Origin of the sequence: Flavobacterium denitrificans DSM 15936, from assembly GCF_000425445.1 — a bacterium.
GTDB lineage: Bacteria > Bacteroidota > Bacteroidia > Flavobacteriales > Flavobacteriaceae > Flavobacterium > Flavobacterium denitrificans.
In genome coordinates, this window is record NZ_KE384377.1 from 942,245 (window position 1) to 960,195 (window position 17,951).

11 protein-coding genes, 1 tRNA gene and 2 pseudogenes are annotated in these 17,951 nt (G+C 36.1%); 5 read left to right on the forward strand and 9 right to left on the reverse strand.

What is annotated here, in order from left to right; genetic code table 11:
• The first annotated feature begins 398 nt into the window (after window positions 1-398).
• Window positions 399-566: a hypothetical protein gene (locus H600_RS22960; protein ID WP_157509937.1), complete on the forward strand. Its 168-nt coding sequence runs from the start codon at window positions 399-401 to the stop codon at window positions 564-566.
• 765 nt (window positions 567-1,331) lie between these two features.
• Here H600_RS22960 and H600_RS22190 read toward each other — a convergent pair.
• The 3 genes from H600_RS22190 to H600_RS0116040 are packed head-to-tail and all read right to left on the reverse strand — an operon-like array spanning window position 1,332 to window position 7,017.
• Complete coding sequence (locus H600_RS22190) at window positions 1,332-2,477, reverse strand: ChaN family lipoprotein (RefSeq protein WP_051234440.1); 1,146 nt, start codon at window positions 2,475-2,477, stop codon at window positions 1,332-1,334.
• A gap of 29 nt (window positions 2,478-2,506) precedes the next feature.
• Complete coding sequence (locus H600_RS0116035; protein ID WP_051234441.1) at window positions 2,507-5,140, reverse strand: DUF5916 domain-containing protein; 2,634 nt, start codon at window positions 5,138-5,140, stop codon at window positions 2,507-2,509.
• A 23-nt stretch (window positions 5,141-5,163) separates the two neighbouring features.
• Window positions 5,164-7,017: an alpha-amylase family glycosyl hydrolase gene (locus H600_RS0116040; RefSeq protein ID WP_026729741.1), complete on the reverse strand. Its 1,854-nt coding sequence runs from the start codon at window positions 7,015-7,017 to the stop codon at window positions 5,164-5,166.
• Window positions 7,018-7,836: 819 nt separating this feature from the next.
• Here H600_RS0116040 and H600_RS22195 point away from each other — a divergent pair.
• Both H600_RS22195 and H600_RS0116055 read left to right on the forward strand, forming a co-directional pair.
• Window positions 7,837-8,670: pseudogene (locus H600_RS22195) on the forward strand (SDR family oxidoreductase); the annotation flags it as partial.
• Window positions 8,671-8,717: 47 nt separating this feature from the next.
• Window positions 8,718-9,635 carry a helix-turn-helix domain-containing protein gene (locus H600_RS0116055; RefSeq protein WP_026729742.1) on the forward strand — a complete coding sequence of 306 codons (918 nt, stop codon included), beginning with the start codon at window positions 8,718-8,720 and terminating at the stop codon, window positions 9,633-9,635.
• A 114-nt stretch (window positions 9,636-9,749) separates the two neighbouring features.
• Here the strand turns inward: H600_RS0116055 and H600_RS22760 are convergent.
• Window positions 9,750-9,923 (reverse strand): annotated as a pseudogene (locus H600_RS22760) (Y-family DNA polymerase); the annotation flags it as partial.
• A gap of 452 nt (window positions 9,924-10,375) precedes the next feature.
• On the opposite strand from H600_RS22760, the gene H600_RS22200 reads away from it, so the two are divergent.
• The gene (locus tag H600_RS22200) at window positions 10,376-10,723 is read left to right on the forward strand and encodes a response regulator (RefSeq protein WP_051234442.1); all 348 of its coding nucleotides are present in this window, start codon (window positions 10,376-10,378) and stop codon (window positions 10,721-10,723) included.
• Window positions 10,724-11,195: 472 nt separating this feature from the next.
• Here H600_RS22200 and H600_RS0116070 read toward each other — a convergent pair.
• Window positions 11,196-11,269, reverse strand: a tRNA-Arg gene (locus H600_RS0116070).
• A 115-nt stretch (window positions 11,270-11,384) separates the two neighbouring features.
• Between H600_RS0116070 and H600_RS0116075 the strand changes: the two genes are divergently transcribed.
• On the forward strand, window positions 11,385-11,897 hold the full coding sequence (locus H600_RS0116075; protein ID WP_026729743.1) for an adenine phosphoribosyltransferase: 513 nt from the start codon (window positions 11,385-11,387) through the stop codon (window positions 11,895-11,897).
• 70 nt (window positions 11,898-11,967) lie between these two features.
• On the opposite strand, the gene pheT is transcribed toward H600_RS0116075, so the two are convergent.
• The 4 genes from pheT to H600_RS0116095 form a co-directional block, all read right to left on the reverse strand.
• Window positions 11,968-14,388: a phenylalanine--tRNA ligase subunit beta gene (gene pheT / locus H600_RS0116080; protein ID WP_026729744.1), complete on the reverse strand. Its 2,421-nt coding sequence runs from the start codon at window positions 14,386-14,388 to the stop codon at window positions 11,968-11,970.
• 171 nt (window positions 14,389-14,559) lie between these two features.
• A complete protein-coding gene (locus tag H600_RS0116085) occupies window positions 14,560-15,549 on the reverse strand; it encodes a hypothetical protein (RefSeq protein ID WP_157509938.1) in 990 nt (329 codons plus the stop codon).
• 183 nt (window positions 15,550-15,732) lie between these two features.
• Window positions 15,733-16,596 carry a bestrophin family protein gene (locus H600_RS0116090; RefSeq protein ID WP_026729746.1) on the reverse strand — a complete coding sequence of 288 codons (864 nt, stop codon included), beginning with the start codon at window positions 16,594-16,596 and terminating at the stop codon, window positions 15,733-15,735.
• 30 nt (window positions 16,597-16,626) lie between these two features.
• Window positions 16,627-17,937 (reverse strand): TolC family protein, encoded by a 1,311-nt coding sequence (locus H600_RS0116095; protein WP_026729747.1) that lies wholly within the window; start codon window positions 17,935-17,937, stop codon window positions 16,627-16,629.
• Window positions 17,938-17,951: the final 14 nt, after the last annotated feature.

Genomic DNA, 17,951 nt, shown 5'->3' on the forward strand with positions numbered 1-17,951 from the left:
ATAGTAATATGTTTCCGCTAAATAGTCATCTATTATAAGTTATTTTTTTTCTGCTTTCAATCCGCAGAATTTTATCGAAATCTTCGAGGTCAAAATTTGACTGTATGTCCTGTAAGTTTGAATTAAGAACAGATTTTATTTTATTGATCGGTGTCTTTTTTTGACTAATGTTCTAAAAGCGTGTATCATGGTTCTGTAATTTTCTTCTGTAAGGATAAACCGCAAAATTAGCAAATCACTAGACAGACTATCGATAACAATTGTTTTAAAAAAAAGTTTTTATCGCCTGTTGAGAACCCTGATGAGCGATATAGATGTGATGCCTAAAATAGGAAGCAATGTAATGTTGTGGGATGACTTGTATGATTTAGGTACAGGTCCTAAGACATCCTTTTTCAATGAAAAACATTGTTTTTGAAACACTGCCTTCTTCCAGCAGTATGGTTCTGGCAGGAATCTCTATTGGAGCAAAAATCGGTATTAGAATACACCATCTGTCGGTATTGGTTTGTGTTTTTTCTGGCATGGCTGCATCTTTACTTGACCGAAAAGGTTATATTATATAACTGATGTTGATTTTTACTAAATTTATTGAAAACAGAATGATTATCTGCAGGGTTAAATGTACTTGTAATCTTCTGAGGTGCTATACCCGTGAGCTGCAATAGTTATATGGATGAGCTACTGACGTATTTGGACTATTGGTTTTCCGTACCCAAGGGTGGGCTTTCAAAAACTATGGCAAGGTTTATGTGCTTATGCATGGATGGTCAATAACTCGATTTATTATATATACAAAAAAATCAAGATGGATTTGTAAGAACCTCTTGTTTTTATTTTTAAAATTCTTGCCATCATGGCCGACATTTTCCGGTAGATCTGTGTTGTCATTTTATTTTTTTAATTATTTCTACTATTGTTTTTTGGAGGAAGGTTTGGACCAGTTATGCGGGTAACGCTTAAAATAGCTATCAGATAATCTGGCCGGTAAATTAATTAGTATCAGCAATGGTCAGCGGAATCTAATTTGGGTGATCAGTATCGTCATTGTATTTAATGTTTTTTTAGGTTTAATATTGTTTTTCATGAGCTTTTCCAACTGTGCGTTCACAAAGGGATTTCCACTGCACATTAGCAAAACGAACTGGCGAAGCAATCGAGGAATAGCTGGTGGCATAGATGGTTTTGCGTCAATTAGCGGTGCATTCTCATGTACCGCTATTTGTAAAGGCCGCATTTATGCAGTATGACTTCGGTTAGATAATGTATGGTTTCTTGCAAAGCGGTGGCCTGCTATGAAATAGGGATTTTTAATTTGAATGCGTTTAACCTCAATACTTGTCTACCTCACCATATTTCTTTGCAATATCTCCATATTCCCGAATCTGTTTCCAATATTCCTCCATGTTTTTTGGCCTTGGCCTCCAATCAGGATCTGCTACATTTTCCTGGGCTTCATTCCAATTGCTCGCAGTTAAAAATTTCGGATCAATATCGCAACCAGAAAGTTTATTTATTGGTGCCAGAAATATATAGCCATCATAAAAATTTTCCAAAGTAAAGTCCTGATATCCCATTGAATAATAACTATTATCCTTAAGCTTTCCAAGTGGAGTATCAGCCAAATCGAAACCAACTGGTGTATTATTGATTTTCTCCATTATAATTTCGATTTTTCCATCTGCCGGAGAAATCAAATTCGGTTTTGTATCAGGACGATTACTGAAAGGTTTATGCAATAAAACAGAATAAACTAATCGTGGATATTTAGCATAAAGCTGATTCCCAAAATAGCCATCTTCAAATCTTATAAAATCAGTACCCAAAAAATCATAAACTGGAAATTTATACTTTGTAAATGCATGGACATCTCCGGTGAGAATCAAAATTTTCTCTCTCTTAGTAACAATTTCTTTCTCTACAATAGAGAATCGATATGTTTCAGTGTTTCCTTTGTAAAAAACTTTCTTCATTTTTTCAGAAGTTCGTTGTCCAGAAAAGGAAGACCAATCGTAACGATAGCTTAAATTTAAAATACGAAATTTTTTCGAAGATTTAGGAAGGGATCTATTAAATGACCATGCAGCCTCATACAAATCGGTATACCCCTTAAAAGCCCACCCTGAATTGTAGTTAAACATTAATTTTCGAGCTAAATCCTTGTTATATTCAGGAGCAGAAATTAAAGAATCTAATTGCGCTTGATTTTCACTTGCGCCAAATTCCATTCCTAAATTATATACTTTATTTTGATATAAAACAGGAATCAAACTCTTTACAAATTGAAGGTTTTCCTTAACCCGATGCTCTTCTGACAGAAGGATTATATCCTTTTGAGCAAATTTTGAAGCAATATATTCCTCTGGCGTATTTTTGTTATTGGATAAATATTGGACTGATTTTTCAATCTCATCCGATTGCGAAAAGATACAAAGAGGAAAAAGAATCAGAAGTAAGAGTATATTTTTTTTAAACATTTTTTATTTTTTAGAGATTAGTTTTTTCTTCATAGCAAAAAGCGATAGGTCATTTTGAAAATAAATGTATTCTGCGGTTGTTTGCCTAAAATTTGTGTGTCCAGATTAACAAATAAATCGTCCATAGGATTTCCCGAACCATTTGTTCCTTGCGACCAAACCAAATAAATTTCTGAGCCTGGTATATATTCCCATCTTAAAACCAAATTGGAGCGGAACTGAACAAATGAAAAGTCAGGATTACGAAAGGAATAGTCTTTGGTCCCATTTTGATTTTCGTCAACATTATAAATATTTGTTGCACTATCAAATGAAATCTGCTTTTGATTGTATGTTACAACTCTATCTGCAAAATAGGCTGCACGGGGGTTGGTAACGTAATTAAAATCTGAATATTTTCCAGTTGACACAAATGGCTGTCCATAATACTGAATAGTAAAATTGGGATTTATGCTATAATTGAGCCGCAATGAAGCGCTTAATGTCTGCTGTTCCAAATGCGAAGTTATATATCGAATTCCGTTTTCATAATTTGATTGCGTTACATATTGTGTTTTACTCTGATTAACATTGAAATTTGGATTCAAAGTAATCGACAACGCATTTGTTGGCTGATACGTCACACTAGGATCTATTGCCTTATACGAGAAAGAATTGTTTTTTCCTTGGGCGAAAAACACTCCAGCTTGAAAACGAAGCTTTTTTCGCGGATCCGAACCAAAAGTATTATAGCTTACAAATTCTTCTGAAAATCTAAATTTTGGCCCGCCCTGCAAATAGGCATTATTATAGATTCTAGGTTTATAAGAAAAACCGATATTCGCCCACCAATAGTTCTTAAATTCTGATTTCCCCAAAAGATCATAATAAGTCCGATTGTGAAAACCTCCAAAATCGTAGGTTACAAAAGGTTCTAAACGCACCATTCCGCTTCTGAAAATCCCAAAAGGTTTTAAAGATTGATAGCTTACATAGAAAGTCTGCTTGATTTCATCCGCCTGACGCAGAAAGCCAATGTCATTGAGCTCCAATTCCGGCGAACGCCAGGTTAGTGTCGCATTATATCGCCAGTGTCCCTCAGCTGCTTTTCCTGCTTCAATCTTTCCTCCCGTCCCCGTAAGTGACGTTCTGCTTTCATCAACAGAAACATAATCAGCATCTGCTCTTTGAAACAAATGTGAAATTTCTTTCTGCGTGTTCGTAATCGATTCTCTTGAACCTAAGACATGACTTAAAATTACATTTCCACCTATAAAATATTTCCGATTTTTCCAATTGTGCTTGAAATCCAATCCGCCGGTATATGCTGCTTTTCGCAAAAGTAGAAATTGCGGTTCATCTGTATTTCTGTTGGTTGCCGTTAAGATTGCTCCCAGAAAACTATTTCGGTCATTAAAATCTTTTTGAACACGGCCTACAAAATAATTGGTAAGCGGTTCTACATGAACTTCTTGTCGTTCTTGACCGTTATCGATTTTGACATATTCGTCTGCCGTAACGCTTTCCATAATTCCTAATGACCAACCATTTTTTGTTTTCCCGCTAAATTTTGCGGCACCCAAAATGGTTGTATTTTGAGGACGTTTGATAAAATCTTCTTTTTGAGTTGTAATTATCCCTTGCGGACTTCGACCGATACGTCTGGAATAAAAAAGATTGTCTTCATTGTTTCCAAAATTGCAATCGAAAATGTTTTTGTTTTCGATAAAAAAAGGACGTCTCTCTTGAAGAAATATCTGAAATCCATCCAAAGCAATTACAGCAGGATCGGCCTCAACCTGACCAAAATCAGGGTTTATAGTCAAATCCAGCGTCAAATCATTTGTAACTCCAATTTTAGCATCAAGTCCCGCATTTAATGTGAGATCTTCCCCGTCTCTAAATGGATTTCCGTTTTCTTGTTCATATGTATCAAGCTGCGTTAAAAAGTAAGGCTGAATTTCCAATTGTTTTTGGGGTTTAAGATTGGCTAAACCCTCTAAATTTCCAAATTCACTTACCCAGCCCGGCGCATCAGCCGGGATACGTTGCCAAACCGATCGCTCCTGTTTTCGAAAATACCTGCGCGTAGCTTGAAAACCCCAAATTTGATCTTTGCCCGCACTGAATTTTAACTGACTGAGCGGAATTTTCATTTCAGCAGTCCAGCCTTCTGAGTCAATATTTGTTTTTACATACCAAATCGGATTCCAGCTTGCATCCCAGTTATTCCCATTATCTGCAATAAATTCATCGCTTTTAACTCCCGATGCCGAAATAGTAAACGAAAATCCAGTACGCTTGTCGTGATAACTATCAATATTCACTTCGACAAAATCGCCGTCAAAACCATCTCGTCTTGACAAACGTTTTACAATTTTTTCGGGCTCTTTATCATAACACTTGAAAGCAACATATAAAAATTTAGCATCGTAAAGAATTTTAAACTTAGTCTGCTCTGTTGGAGCTGTATTTTCATCGGGAAGATTCTCTATAAAATCGGTTTGCCAATCTACGATATCCCAGCTTGAATCGGTTAAAATTCCATCAATTATTGGAGCTTTATTATTTTCTAATGATTTTGTGGTATAACTTCTTTTTTCAATTTTAGACTGTTCCTGTGCTAAACAATATTGAATTGAAAAGAAGACTGTCAGCAAAATCTTTATTCGTTGTAAAGCCATATTGGTTATTTTTGCCGATTTTTTTATTTACTTAATTCCAGAACCCACATTTTTGTTGCTGGAATAACTGTTTTTTGAGAAGTCGAAATTTTTTCTTCTGTAATAACATTTTTAGCAGAAGCAAAACCGGCTGTCCTTTCATTGTATTTTTGAAAATCAATTTCTTTTTCAGAATTGCTTGTATTCATCACACACATTATTGTTTGGCTGTCATCATATCTAAAATAAACATATAAGCCATCTACAGGCGTATAGTGCATCATTTTTCCCGTTTTGATTGCTGATGCATTTTTTCTAAAATTAGCCAGCTTGCGAACCAATTCCTGTGTCGATTTTTCGTCATCAGTCATTCCTTTTCCTGTAAAAGCATTTTTCTCATCTTCTTTCCATCCTCCTGGAAAATCAGCTCTTAGTAAGCCATCTGGATTTTTAAATCCCTTCATCAAAACTTCAGAACCATAATATAGCTGTGGAATTCCTCTGCAGGTCAGCAGCCACTGAAACCCAATTTTTTGCTTTTCTGCATTTTCTCCCATTAATGAAAAAAATCGAGCCTCGTCATGATTGTCCAAAAGCAATACTTTCTGCATTGGATTTTTACTCAAAAAATCACTGCTCAAAGTATAATACAATTGATTGACTCCGCCTTTCCACCCAAAAGGTTCTGTCAAAGCTGGAATGATTCCGTAATACAGACTCTGAAAATCTACAACTGAAGGCAAATTGCTTTTGAACGGTGTATCTATATTATTCTGCTCAAAATAAGCCTGATTTGCTACCCCGTGCACCATGATTTCGCCAAAAATGGAAATCTTAGGAAACTCATCCATTATAGCTTTGTTGCAGCGGTTGGCAAAATTCAGGTCATTATAGGTATAAGTATCAAGGCGAACTCCATCAATACCAAACTTTTCAATATGCCAAATGCAATTTTGGATAATGAAATTGGCCATAAACGGATTATCTTGATTAATGTCTGGCATTATTTTATCAAACCAGCCATCGCTCATTTTCTTTTTGTCAGATTTTGTTCCGTAAGGATCAAAAAGCGGGATTTCTCTATAATTGGTTTGAGTATATTCTGGCCAGCGGTGAACCCAGTCATTTGCAGGAGGATCTAATTCTAGAAAATGAAACGATCCGATGTGATTATAAACTGCATCAAAAATAAGCTTCATTCCTCTTGAGTGAAGCTGATTGCTCAATTTTTCATACATCGCATCTCCTCCATATCTTCGATCAATTTTGTAATGATTTGTAATTGCGTAACCATGCTCAGTTCTTTTCTCCATATCATTTTCCATAACCGGAGTAAACCACAATGCTGTAACTCCAAGCCCCTGAATATAGTCCAGATTATTAATCACACCTTGCAAATCTCCTCCATGACGATCATACATTTCTTTTCGATTAAGGGACTGGTCACGCATTCCTTTGATTTTATCATTGGCAGTATCTCCATTACTAAAGCGATCAACCATAATCAATTCGATAAAGTCGCTGGAAGTCACTCCCTGAGCATATTGTATTCCGTTACCAGCTCTTCGGTTGTATATAGGCCATTTTATTTTCTGTTTCCCAGATTTTTGATTCAATTCAATAATTACATCACCAGCAGCAGTTTCGGGTGAAATAGTAATATCTACCGCAATGTATTTTGAATTTGGAAAGGAATAAGTTTTGTTTATCGCTATTCCCGGATAATTGATGTTGATTTTATCTGTAGTAAAAGAGTCATCAGTACTTCGAATTAATAATTGAATGGAATTGGTCTTCATTCCTACCCACCAATTTGTTGGATAAACTTCTGTATTTTTAGCATTAATTGCTAAAGAAAAGCAGCATAGCAACATTAAAATAAAAGAGGTATTCTTCATAATATTTTTTTTAAAGTTAGAATAGTCGGCGAAGATATTATGCTTTTTAGCAATCAAAAAGGCAATTATTTAAACAGCATGATTTGTGTTGCAGACAGCAATCCAGAATCAATTATGCCATTTACAGAAGAAAACTGTTTTCTGGCTCATTCCAGTTTTTATTTTAAAACAAAAACATTAACTTTAAAATAAATGACAAGTTAAAACCAGCTTACTTATATCAAGAGGATGTTCGAGAATATTTTATATAAGCCGAATTCATAGAGAATCTTTGCACATTTAGAGTATAATTATACAGTGCGCAATTTGAAAATATTTTTTTTTCAATAAACATGTAAAGCTGCATGTCCCAAAGAAATAAACAACAAAAATTTTTGTCTTTGCCCTATATTATATTTCTATAAACTGCAGCATTGATGCTGCATTCAAATATGGTCAAAGCCATTACGGCTTCATGACGGAGTGATGTTTCTATTGCTTCAAATCAGGTTTTTCGCATCGAAAGGATTGATATTGTTATTTCTAAATAACTGATATGCAAAATGCTGCAATACACAATTCATTTTGGATCTTGTAGCAAAACAGACGATTGCTTTAACTGATTAAATGCGAATTATCTCAAAAGACAAATGCATATATTAGACCTTATCACTTTTAACTACATTGGTAGTTTTGGCTACAATAAAACTATTTTTGGATACATTTAGCGGTATAAGAATCCTGAACTTTGCTTCATAAATAATATTAGAGATGAAAGTATTTGTTACAGGCGCTACAGGATTCGTTGGAACAGCTGTAGTGTAGGAATTATTAGAAGCTGGTCACGAGGTTCTCGGACTTGCAAGATCGGAAGAATCTGCAAAGAAGTTAATTAAAGCAGGAGCAGAGGTTCACCATGGTGAGCTTACTGATTTTGAAGGTCTAAAATCGGGAGCTAATGTCGCTGATGCTGTTATACACTTAGGATTTGTTCATGATTTTGGCCGCTTTCAGGAAATGTGTGAATTGGATAAGCAAGTAATCGGCGCCATAGGAGATGCTCTGACCGGTACGGACAAGCCCTTTCTGATCACTTCAGGCACCGCGCTTTTTTCAAAAGATGGCATTACAACAGAGCAGGATCGCAGTGTCAATAACACGCATCCGAGGATTGCAACTGAAAATGCAGCAGACGATCAGGCCGCGAAAGGCGTGCATGCCGCCGTTATTAGGTTACCGCCATCTGTGCATGGCCAAGGAGATAAAATCGGTTTTGTTCCGCTATTTATTAAAATTGCAAGGGAAAAAGGCGTTTCAGCAATCATTGCCGATGGATTTAACCGTTGGCCAGCTGTGCACCACCTGGATGCGGCAAGGCTTTATCGTTTGGCGCTGGAAAAACCATTTGATAGTGGAACCAGATATCATGCAGTATCGGAAGAGGGAATTGAGCTTAAGACTGTGGCCTCTGAAATTGCGGAGCGTTTAAATATTCCATTGATCTCACTGAATTCTCAGGAAGCTGAACAGCATTTTTCGTGGTTTACTCATTTTGCAAAGCTTGATAACGTGAGTTCAAGCAAATGGACAAGAAATACGCTGGGCTGGAACCCGGTACATCCAACTTTACTGGAAGATTTAAAAGGTTCGTATTATTTTTCGGAAATCCGATAATCTGTATTTTTGTTCTCATCTATTTAATTGTAAAAGCAGATAATTCCATGTCCGATAATAAGCCCGTTCGTATTAAGACCATTTCCGATTTTCACAAACTGCGCGGTTTGCCCGGGCCTAAGCATCCGCTGATCAGTGTGATCAATTTTGATGATATGGGCGAGCATGCAAAGGCCGGAAAACAGAGCCTGCTGTTTGATTTTTATATGATTTCGGTAAAACGTGACATGGACCACAAGTACAGGTATGGACAGAATGACTATGATTTTGATCAAGGCGTGATGTTCTGCATGGCCCCGTATCAGGTTTTAAGTGTAATACGTCAAGAACAGGGAAAGAATCCTTCCGGATGGATGCTGATGATCCATCCGGACTTTCTTTGGAATACGGCGCTTTCCGCTTCGATCAAAAGATATGAGTTTTTTGATTATTCGGTTAATGAAGCGCTGTTCCTATCAGAAGAAGAGGAACAAAAAATGCAGCAGGTCATCGAAAACATCCAGCAGGAATATCAGAGCAATATAGACCAGTTCAGCCAAAACATTATCATTTCCCAATTGGAGACCCTGTTTAATTATTCTGAGCGTTTTTACCAGCGCCAGTTTATAACACGTAAGAAAGGCAGTCATCAGTTTTTGGAGAAGCTCGAAAATTTCCTTTCGGATTATTTTGAAGGAAAAAACATTATCGAGCATGGCCTGCCTACGGTACAACTGCTTTCCGAAACGCTGAATATGTCTCCACAATACATGCGGGGACTGCTCAAATCGCTTACAGGCCAAACAACGCAGCAGATCATCCATGAAAAATTAATCGAAAAAGCCAAAGAGAGACTTTCCACAACTGAACTTACCATAAGTGAGATCGCCTATGAATTGGGTTTTGAGCACCCGCAGTCATTCAATAAACTGTTTAAAGCAAAAACCAATTTTTCACCGCTTGAGTTCAGGAATTCATTCAATTGAGTTCATATTCGCCGTCTAAGAACATCATCGGACTTGATCAATGATGGCCTAATCATTATACTTCATACGCCATCGTCCGTTTGCCTTGTGTCAACCGTCTGACTTAATATCCCCGATGGGCATGGCCGAGCGCACCCCGAAACGTCGCGCCTCATAGGAGCAGGAGGCCACGACGCCCCTTTCGCCGCCGCCGATGATCAGCGGAATGCCGTTAAGCTCTGAATTGGCAAGCCTTTCGCAGGAGACAAAAAAGGTGTTCATGTCAATGTGTACAATTGCCCGGTTCATAATCTTGATCATTTTATGCTTGTCAAAATTAGTACAGTCAGTAACAATTTTTAAAAATTGAATGTTTTAAATAATAACAAAATTTAAAAAACCTTATTTTTCAGGGCATTCGAAAAACAGTTTTTGATTGTCTAAAACGCTTTATTCAGAATTTACGCAAAAGCGGTTTTGCAGGAATTGCATTCCTGCGATCGGCTTTGCAGCGGACGCTTTATGCCAAGAAAAGGATCGCTTGGTGTCATGGCTTTGCTTTTTTTTGGGCGGTCCTGGATGATTTGCATGATTTTTAGTACTTTTCTTAAAAATTAGCCGTATCTTTGCTTTTCACCAGCCGCACCTGCACAAAACATAAATCGATCGTTTGCTTGTTTACAAAGTCTTGTATTTTTTTTTAGTATAACACTCTGCAGATCCTTAGGCTCTTGCCTTGGACTGCCCTAAATCTGAAAACGATGACAGAACGCTGCAGCCCCATTAAGACTATTTACCACGCAGATGACGATGAGGACGACCGCCTGCTCTTTACCGATGCCGTGGATGAACTTGATCTGCCAGTCAGTGTGCAGCAGGCAGAAGACGAGCAGAAGCTTCTGGATCTGCTTTTCCATAAGCCTGTACAGCTCCCTGAAATCATATTCCTGGATATCAATATGCCCGCAATAGGCGGCTTTGAATGCCTGGAGCAGATCAGAAGAACAGAGGGGCCCTTAAGGGCTGTGAAGGTGGTGGTGCTATCCACCAGCGGCTCGCCGGAGAATATCGCCGGGCCTTTGAGCTGGGGGCCGACCTGTATGCCGTGAAGCCCAGCTCCTTTTCGGGGCTCAAGGAGGTGCTTTTGGAGATATTGGAAAGCGACTGGAAATGGCAGGCAAGGGGTAAAAACCAAAATGGGTCTATTCAAGCCTTACCTGGCTTTTGTGATTTTTAAGGCTTTGATTTTGAGCAATAATCCTTTTTTTTTTTTGAGATGCAGGCAGGAAGAATTCTGTGCGGTCCGGATTCATGCATCAGCAGATTTTGATCTCTGGGAATTTTCTTTGAGGTTTAATATTATTTTTTGGGAGTTCTTCCCGATATGCGTTGCATCTGAGTGGCAGTATAATGACAAAGCAGACTTTGTGCTCAGTCCCGTCTCAATTGTATATAATTTTTTTTAGGAGCTTTTTCCCTCTATCCGTTTCAATCGGTTAACTGTATCTATTTGGTAAACAATAGATTACGGGCAAAAAAAAAACGGAACAAAAGATGATATTTTTCTTTTGTCCCGAGTAGTGACCTCGACTGGATTCAAACCAGTAACCTTCTGAGCCGTAATCAGATGCGCTATTCAGTTGCGCCACGAGGCCTTTTTTGTTATCAATTAGCTATTTTTTTGTAGCTTTGTTGATTGCTTATTGCGGGTGCAAAGATAGACATAAATGTGAGATATACAAGAGAAAATTTAGATAAAAATAAAAAAAAATGAACATAAAAAATTATATACGTGATATTCAGGACTTTCCTAAGGAAGGAATTTTGTTTAAAGATATCACACCTTTGCTAAATAACCCTGAAGCGCGAACAAATTGCCTTAAAATTTTAGTTGATTCCCTAAAAGGTCAGAAAATTGACAAAGTAGTAGGGGCAGAAAGTAGAGGCTTTTTCTTCGGAATGTTATTGGCACAAGAATTAAATGCAGGTTTTATTCCGGTGAGAAAGCCAAAAAAACTTCCATTTGAAACGATTTCGGCATCTTACGAGCTCGAATATGGTTTCGATAGTTTAGAGATGCATACAGACGCTATTAAAAATGGAGATCGTGTATTAGTTCATGATGATGTTTTGGCAACAGGAGGAACAGCAAAAGCAGTTTGTGAATTGGTAGAAAAATTAGGAGGCGAAATTGTTCAATGCAATTTCCTGATGGAATTGTCTTTTTTGAATGGAAGAGAAAAAATTAAAGATCACCCAATTTTTTCGGCTATTACTTACTAATCTGATAAGCTTACAAAAAAACAAAATCCCGATTCTGAAGAAAGAATCGGGATTTTTTTATAAACAACTTTTATCTTAAGCTTGCTCCAAGTTCATTTTCGAAAGTCTGTTGTAATTTCGTCATGATTTTGTCGATTTGAGCATCTGTAAGCGTTTTTGTATTGTCTTGAATAGTAAAACTCAGTGCATACGATTTTTTTCCTGCAGGGAGTTTGTCTCCTTCATAAACATCAAATAAGTTCACATCTTTTAAAAGTGATTTTTCTGTCTGTTTTGCTAAATTGAAAATACTTTCATAAGTAGTATTTTGATCAATCAATAATGCTAAATCTCTGCGAACTTCTGGATATTTCGGAATTTCAGTATATTTGATTTTTCCTGTGATGATTTTCAATACTAAATCCCAATTGAAATCAGCAAAATAAACATCTTGTTTGATTCCGAAATGCTTTAAAATTGATTTTTTAACTACGCCCATTTCAACTAAAGTATCGTTGTTGTAGTAAATTGCTGTTCCTTCTGAAAAAACATCAGATTTAACAGGAGCATTTGAAACCTTATCTATTCCTAAACGAGCCAAAACAGCTTTAACATAACCCTTTAACAAGAAAAAATCTGTCGTTTTTTGAGGGTTTGTCCAGCTTTCTTTGTTTCTGTTTCCAGAAATCGACAAAGTTAGATGTTTGTGCTCTTCATATCCACTTAAATATTTATGATATGTTTTTCCGAATTCAAATAATTTTAAATCCGAATTTTTTCTGTTGATGTTATATGAAATAGCCTCTAATCCAGAAAATAATAACGATTGGCGCATTGTCGACAAATCACTGCTTAAAGGATTCAACATAGTCACATTATGTTCTTCCTTTAAAGAAGCTGAAAGTTTTGCATACGCAGCTGTTGTCAGGGAGTTTGCCATCATCTCATGGAAACCTTGAGAATTCAACTGAGAGGCAATTACATTTTGAACCTTATAATCTTCTGTTCTTGGCGAATTTGCTACAGTTGCATTGAATTTTTTAGAAAAATTAATGTTGTTATAACCGTAAACACGCAAAATTTCTTCAATAACATCAATTTCACGTTGTACATCAACTCTGTAGGCAGGAATAGTCAAGCCTAAACCAGAATCTGATACGCTGTTAACTTTTATATCTAAAGAAACTAATATTTTTTTGATAGTATCTTTCGAAATTTCTTGCCCAATGATTTTGTAAACATGACTGAAATTTAATAAAACAGAAAAGTCTTCAACTTTTTTAGGGTACACTTCAACAACATCTGAAGTGATTTTACCGCCTGCAACTTCCTGAATCAAAAGCGCGGCACGTTTCAAAGCATATTCTGTAATTGTTGGGTCGATTCCTCTTTCAAACCTAAAAGAAGCATCAGTGTTTAATTGATGTCTTTTTGCTGTTTTACGAATGCTTACAGCGTCAAAGTAAGCACTTTCCAAGAAGATTGTAGTAGTTCCCTCTGTAACACCAGATTTTTTTCCTCCAAAAACACCGGCGATACACAATGGTCCTTTTTCGTCACAAATCATTAAATCTTCTTTGTGCAATGTTCTTTCAACATCATCAAGAGTAACAAATTTAGTTCCTTCTGGAAGTGTTTTTACAATTACTTTTCCGTTGATTTTTGCAGCATCAAAAGCATGCAAAGGCTGTCCTAATTCATGTAAAACATAATTAGTAACATCGACAATATTGTTTTTTGGAGTTAGCCCAATTGCTTTTAATCTGTCTTGAAGCCAGCTTGGAGATTCGTGAACTGTAATTCCAGAAATTGTTACACCGCAGTATCTTGGCGCTAAATGTGAATCTTCAACGTTAACATCAATTTTTAATGTTCGCATATCAACTCTAAAGTTGCTTACAGATGGCGTAATCAATTCTACGTTTACACCGCGCTGTAGCATTCCAGCTCTTAAATCGCGAGCAGTTCCAAAATGGCTCATCGCATCAGCACGATTTGGTGTTAAACCAATTTCGAATACTTCATCATTTGCAATTTTAAAAACTTCTGCAGCTGGAGTTCCAGGAATTAATGCTTCATCAAGAACCATAATTCCGTCATGGCTTGTTCCAAGTCCTAATTCGTCTTCGGCACAAATCATTCCATGGCTTTCTTGTCCGCGGATTTTTCCTTTCTTTATAGTAAATTCAACACCATCTTTATCGTATAAAACTGTTCCAATAGTCGCAACTGGAACTTTTTGTCCTGCAGCAACATTTGCAGCACCACAAACTATTTGTACTGGCGCTTCTTGTCCAATATTTACAGTGGTGACCTTTAGTCTGTCAGCATCTGGATGCTTTTCGCAAGTAAGTACGTGTCCTACAACAACTCCTTCTAAACCACCTTTTATAGATTGGTATTTTTCAACCACTTCAACTTCCAAACCTAAATCCGTAAGTAATTCTGAAGTTTGTTCTGAAGTCCAGTCAGTTTTAATAAATTGTTTTAACCAGTTGTAAGATATTTTCATGTTTGCTTTTTTATTCTTGAATCAAGGTGTAAATATAAGGATTGATGAGCGGAGTTGGAAACATTTTTTTTGTTTTTTGATAGAGGAACGTTTTCAAAAATAAAACAGGTTTAATTTTAAATAATACATAAAAAAAGAGAGAATTGATTCTCTCTTTTTTATAAATTTGATTTATTCAGTTGTACATACACCCGCATGTACAATTATCCACATACTTCCGTCTCCGTTATGCGATAAGTTGTAAGTATCGGTAGTGACGTTGTTTAATTGATGTCCATTGCCATATTGCCCCGGAGCCGCGGTAGTTGGCGGGAAATTTGAGATATATACATGCGTTTCTGTTAAAACAGTTCCTGGATGTGTTGCATTGATTGTTACAGTAACGCTTCCGTCTAATACGACAATTGTAACAGTTCCAGCCAAATATCCTTTTGTAATATCATTTTGTCCGGCGCCAGCATATAAATTGGCTGTGAAGGTACCATTTTGAACTGGGAAATATTCTTGGGCCCAACCCCATTTATCAGAAATTCCTAAATCTATGAAGGTATTATTTCCAAACAGATAAGCCGTGTCACAAGTAGTAACAGGTGGTGGCGTATTGCAGTCTCTTAAGCAATAATTAACGTAAGTCGCCCAGTTTTTACCAGGGAATTTAATGTCTCCTGCCCATCCAGTTTCAGTTCTTATAACAGCTCCATTTACTATATTTTTCATGCTTGAGTGAGCGGCAATATATAGGCATTTGTTCGAGTCTAAAACTATTGATGAAAGAGGAATTGTAAAAGTGTACGTTTGAACTAAAGGATTAAAGCTTTTTTTGTATGGAAATTTTCCCGGAATGGGATTTCCATTTGTCATTGGTACATTGGCATAAGGCCCAACATATAAATGCATTTCGCTAAAATACCAGTTTGGCAGTGCAGAGTATGTCACATAAAGATTTGTGGCATCATTTTCAACTAAGATTTTTCCCGAATTTGTAAATTGCCCGGCCATAATGTTAATTGAAACAGGATCACATTCAGAATAAGTTCCTTTTGCGGTTAGTGAAGAACTTTCTTCTTGTTTAGCTTCGGTTTGCATGTCGTCGCTTACTGGCTCAGTAGTGCAATTGACAATTAAAAAAGCAAAAACCATGAGTAGAATAATTTTTTTCATAATAACAAAATTTAAATTAGTAATGAGAAAAAATTAGATGCAACCCAAAAAGAGGCTGTTTAAATTGCTAATACAAAGTTTATGGCGAAATTTTAACATTTCAAAGAATAGTCGTTCAATGAAATGTTTTAATGGTTAAACTGAAGTTTTGTAGGGATTTAATTGCGAATAATGCAATTTTGACTAAATCAGCTCTTCAACATGTTTTTTGATGTTTTCCGATATTTTTTTGATTGGCAAATCGTTTTCATCATCGCCAAAAGGATCTTCAATTTCTTCGGCGATTAATTCTAAACTAGCTAAAACATAAAAGATAAAAACAACAACGGGAACCACATAATACCCTAAGCTTAAGGTATATCCAAAAGGCAATGTCATAATATAAAAGAAAATAAATTTCTTTATAAATGCACTGTAAGAGTAGGGAATAGGAGTGTTTTTTATACGTTCACAGGCACCGCAAATGTCTGTAAAAGCAACTAATTCAGCATTTAAAATGATAAGCTGGTCTCCAGTAATTTTTTTTGATTCATACAAAGCATTGATTTTATTGTACATCATTTGCTTTACCTGATTTGGTTTGTGTTTATGATGATCCAATTCTAAATCAACATCTTCAAAAAGCTGTTTTGCAGTTTCGGAGTTGTTCAAATGTTTGTATAGAATAGAAGCATAGCCAGGAATGAACTTTCTGAAAAACTTTCGGTCATTTTCGTCTTTTAAAATAGCCGAAAGTTTTATCGCAAAGTTACGGCTGTTGTTGACTAATCCGCCCCAAAGCTTTCGGGCTTCCCACCAGCGGTCGTATGCAGTATTTGTTCTAAAAACCAATAAAAGTGAAATCACAAAGCCTAATATTCCGTGCATTACAGGAATATTTTTAAGATAATGGTTTTCGTCAATTCCAAAATAAATCACTTCAACATAGCCTACAATTGCAGCATAAATGCCAATGCCTATCATTACAGGAAATAATTGCCTAATTGTGTCTGATTTATGAAAATGAAAGATAAAGCTAAACCACTCTTTCGTATTGTATGCGATCATTTATATTCGTTTTTTTAAAACAAATTTAAATTAAAAATTAATATTTCCTGCTAATTCTCTCAAGGCAATTTCAGATAATTTTGCCTGATATTGAGCGTTGCTGTAACGTACTTTAGCATTCACATAATTTAATTGCGCCGTTCTGAAATCAAGAGTTGTAATCGTTCCGATGCGAAACTTATCTAATGTAATATCTAAGTTTTGTTTCGCAATAGTTACGTTATCTTCTTCAAGATCAATTAATTCTAAATTGGTTAAATAGGTTTGAAAAGCAGTGTTCAACTGAGTATCCAAAATCATATTTTGTTGTTCTATAGCAATCTGAGTATTTTCGATTTCCATTTTTGCCACTTTTTCATTTCGATGCTGATTTAAACCATCAAATAGATTTAACCTGGCATTAAAACCATAATTCAAACCTTTTGAAGAAGATGCACTAGTAAAACCTAAACTGGACTGATTTTCAGAAAAATTATATCCAGAAGTTAAGTTCACAACAGGATAACGATCTGCTTTTACTTGTTTCAATTGCAATTCGGCAATGCGTTTATTAATGATTTGCGCTTCTACAGCAGGGTTTTGCTTGTGTGCTAATTCAGCTAATTCAGCTAAAACTAAATTGTTGTCGACTGTAACTAAATCGGTAACAGTAAAATCAATTTTTGGATCGCGCGCCAAATATTGATTCAATAAAATTTTAGCATTTGCATATGTTTCTTTTTGTCTTAACAAAGCCACTTGGTCTGAATTTAAATCTACTTGAGCGTTTAAAACTTCTAGTTTTGAAGCTTTTCCAATACTGAAGCGATTTTGAGCCAATGTCAATCGTTGTTTAGAAATTACGATGGTAGTGTCTAAAGCCGCCAACTGATGCTGTTGTTGCACAAGATCGTAATAGGCAGAATTAACTTGTACAATTTTGATTAAAACGGTTCTTCGTAGTTCAGAATCTCCTAAATTTTGAAGTTCTTTTAATTGATCTAATCGCGCAAACATTTTCATTCCGTCAAAAACAGTCCAGTTAAGTCCAACGCCATAACTCAAACTATTATTTTTTGCATTGTTCAAAGAAGTAGTGGTTCCGTCCTGACGCGTCTGTGATGAATTGGTAACACTGTTGTTGTCTGTTACAGATGCCGTTGCGGTTGGCAACATTCCAGCATTTCCAATAGTTACATTCGTTTCGCTAATTTTTAGATTATTCTTGGCAATTCTAATTTCAAAATTGTTTTCTAAAGCGATTTTAGTAGCATCTTCAATAGTCAAAACTGCCTGTGCATTTGTTTTTGAAATGCAGAAGAAGAGGATTAATAAAGTGCAGTATATGTTCTTAATATTCATATTTATATTCTTTT

Excerpts from the sequence above, each read along its gene's own strand:
- H600_RS22960 (WP_157509937.1), top strand. The coding sequence starts at position 399 with ATGAAAAACATTGTTTTTGAAACACTGCCTTCTTCCAGCAGTATGGTT.
- H600_RS22190 (WP_051234440.1), bottom strand. The coding sequence starts at position 2,477 with ATGTTTAAAAAAAATATACTCTTACTTCTGATTCTTTTTCCTCTTTGT.
- H600_RS0116035 (WP_051234441.1), bottom strand. The coding sequence starts at position 5,140 with ATGGCTTTACAACGAATAAAGATTTTGCTGACAGTCTTCTTTTCAATT.
- H600_RS0116040 (WP_026729741.1), bottom strand. The coding sequence starts at position 7,017 with ATGAAGAATACCTCTTTTATTTTAATGTTGCTATGCTGCTTTTCTTTA.
- H600_RS0116055 (WP_026729742.1), top strand. The coding sequence starts at position 8,718 with ATGTCCGATAATAAGCCCGTTCGTATTAAGACCATTTCCGATTTTCAC.
- H600_RS22200 (WP_051234442.1), top strand. The coding sequence starts at position 10,376 with ATGACAGAACGCTGCAGCCCCATTAAGACTATTTACCACGCAGATGAC.
- H600_RS0116075 (WP_026729743.1), top strand. The coding sequence starts at position 11,385 with ATGAACATAAAAAATTATATACGTGATATTCAGGACTTTCCTAAGGAA.
- pheT (WP_026729744.1), bottom strand. The coding sequence starts at position 14,388 with ATGAAAATATCTTACAACTGGTTAAAACAATTTATTAAAACTGACTGG.
- H600_RS0116085 (WP_157509938.1), bottom strand. The coding sequence starts at position 15,549 with ATGAAAAAAATTATTCTACTCATGGTTTTTGCTTTTTTAATTGTCAAT.
- H600_RS0116090 (WP_026729746.1), bottom strand. The coding sequence starts at position 16,596 with ATGATCGCATACAATACGAAAGAGTGGTTTAGCTTTATCTTTCATTTT.
- H600_RS0116095 (WP_026729747.1), bottom strand. The coding sequence starts at position 17,937 with ATGAATATTAAGAACATATACTGCACTTTATTAATCCTCTTCTTCTGC.